Here is a 3,011-nt window from a genome sequence, read left to right on the forward strand (position 1 = left end):
TGTATGATGCTGTTGGCATTATTGGCAACGAATGCGTCACTGCTGGCGCAGGTGAGCTGGGTGAATGGTTATCCTGCATGGGATGCTAATTCAGAGACCTTGACCATCGGGGGCGATGAAGGTAAACTGGAGGTCTATTTTACAACTTCGCAGGAGATTACAAATGCGGCTGTGGAATTTACGTTGCCGGCGAATATAAGTTATTCGGGAATAGAGAATGTAAATACGGCGATAACGTATAATGCCCCGACTACTTCGGGACAGAAAGTAACCGTTAAGGTCTCTTCCAATGGAGGCACACTTGCTTCCGGTTCAACTGTTCGCTTCTTCCTGAAGCTGAAAGCCAAATGCGGTGCAGAGAACGGAACGACTATTACGGTGCAGACGCTGACCGGTGCAAGCCCGGTGGGAACACCCGGAGCAGCTACTGTTCAGGCGCAGAGCCCGAGCTTTACAATAGCCCCGGTAGCGGGTAGTGTGGACTATGATGCTGCCGATGAGTTCAAGTCGTTAGGTTACAAACTAAAAGCGACGAACCGGGATGCCAAATCCTTTAAACTGATCCTGACTGTGGATGAGTTTACCACCCTAAAGACCTTCGATTGGGGAGGTACGACGATCACACCGGCCATGTCAAATAGTAATAAGACCTATACATTGACACTGACTGATCTTTCATCAACCGAAAAGACGCTTAGCTTTGAAGGAGCTTCCAGCCGCTTGGGTACCCATGTGGTAACTCCTTCGATTCAGTATTGTACGGTGGAAACAGGATTTCCAACGATTACACTGGCGTTGCCTTCGGTAGCAGGAACACCTACCTTATCGCATATAGGAACCAACTATGTAAAATCGTTGACTGATGATACGGAAGTTGATCCATGGGATATCCATATGGATGGCTCCACGAAAAATATGGTTCGTGCAGAGTTTAAGAATGTAGGGACTGCTGATGGGTATGATTTGTCTGCGAAGTTTGAGAGATATTCTAGCTATAGCTTTTTAGATACTGCCAATATCTATTATCAGATAGGAGGAGGTAGTCGGACAAAATTATTAAAGGAACATATAAAAGTTTCCAGAGTAGTAGAGAATTCGGTTGATTATGGTTATTTTGGTGCTCATACGGGTAAAGAGCCTGTATCGGTAGTCCTTACTCTGCCAAAGGCAGAATTCCTGTCTATAGGGGAAACAATAACCTTCTGGATTCCAACAACGAATGGAAAAACTTATGAGAATGAAGGAAAGGATGTCTACTTTGATTATAGCACAAGTGTAATAAAGGGATTTTCTTCCACACTTTACGCTAATAATGAAGCGGGAGAAAACAAGGTGGCTGCTGAGAAAATTGCTTCTATTCCATATTTTGGAGCACCTCACTTCCGAGAGCTACCAGCGAAATTGACAATTAAGCCTAATGAAATAAAGACTCAAACAATTCGCATAGCTTCAGGATCAATTGCAGCTAGTAATAAAGGAAAATTAAAAGTTTATCTTCAACTCCCTTCCTGGCTAAAGTTAGTAGAGCCGGCAGATGGATCATTTGTTTGGAGTAGTTTGGATGGGACTACTGTTCAATCCCCTGAAAGTTCTGATTTAACAGGGAAAACACCTTACAGAATATATACTGGTTTTGCAGATGGTGAAGGACTTTTAACTTTTACCTATACAACCGATGGCTCTTTTAGTTCTTCGGATTCCGATCAGGACGGGGTAATCTCCTATTATATCGATTACGACTATAATGGACAGATATTGGATAAGATTTCTCAGGTTTTTCAACCGGTTACCTTACTTTGTAAGGAAGAGGGAGTTGTATTTGAAAAACTGTCTCTTCATCGTATTACGCGTGGACTAATAGATAGCAATGAAGATCATATTCCAGATTCGAATACACCAGCTTTGGATAATGAAATAGATCATACTATGTATATGATAGATGATGAAGGTGAGATTCACTGGAAAGCTAGGGTTCTGGAGTCTTCAGCCTACCTGTATTTCCCGGTTACAGCCAATGGTATTGCAATGCAGTCAGGTCAACGAATTGATCTGAAAACAGCCGAAGTCAAAGTAAAGCGTGGAGGTGTGGATGCCTCTTATGAGGTAGAGGTGGTTAATAAAACAACTACAGAATTCTACTTGCTTGTTAAAGCGGGGGCTACTCCTTTTGCTGCAGGAGATATAATTGATGTGTCTCTTCCTTTTGTAGCAACGACAGCCAGTGGAGCTGCAAAATCATTTGTTTCGGAATGTTTTGTAAGTAATATGTTGATAAATGATCCTTTAAATTCGAAAGAGGATCCAGCGCGGAAAGGGAAAGATACGAAATCGCAGGAAATTGGAGTCTATGACTTGAATAATGCATTAGTAGATTGTTCAAATAATGTATATACCTTTAATGATTCAGGAGAAAAAATATGGACTACTTATGCTAATATTTTCCATAATAGTCCCAGATCTCCTTATTTCAAAAATGAAGTTCGACGCCATGCTTATCCGGGTATATTAAGTTTTGAGCTTCCGGATGGTTATACACTGACTAATACGTCTATAAAAGTGAGAAAAGGAGGGGGGGATGCGCATGGTCCGGCTGAGAAGATGCTTCCTCCGTCTTCTAATAGTGGAAACAAGTATGAATACGACTTTTCTTCTTTATATGATCTTTCCTATATAAGTGGAAGCGGCCTGGATGCTGATAAATGGATATTGCCGGATGATAGATGGGTGCATTATTTTTATATCTCCGTACAAGCCACAAAAGGAGCTGTTTTAGGTGAAAGTACAGTTAAAATGAAATTGACCCGAAAAGTTCCTGGAAAAGCAGATGTTGTGCAAACAATTAATGTGACATTCAACTACAACGGCACCGCCACCCAACTCAGCGGTCTTCCTGCTGAGCTACCTTACTTCGGTTCCGAGTTAACCATTCCTGTAGCTACCGTAGGTAATCCTAACCAAGCTACCCTTGATAAAGTCTGGCTATATGTCGAAGGCAATGTCGAAAATGTAAA

Annotated in this window: 1 protein-coding gene; it reads left to right on the forward strand. The window is 41.9% G+C overall.

Translation table 11 applies throughout. From position 1 onward, the window contains the following. The coding region (locus D0T51_RS12080; RefSeq protein ID WP_163729639.1) for a hypothetical protein at nt 1-3,011 on the forward strand (3,011 nt) is incomplete at both ends.

It is taken from the genome of Parabacteroides sp. 52 (assembly GCF_010500925.1).
Taxonomy (GTDB): domain Bacteria; phylum Bacteroidota; class Bacteroidia; order Bacteroidales; family Tannerellaceae; genus QVMG01.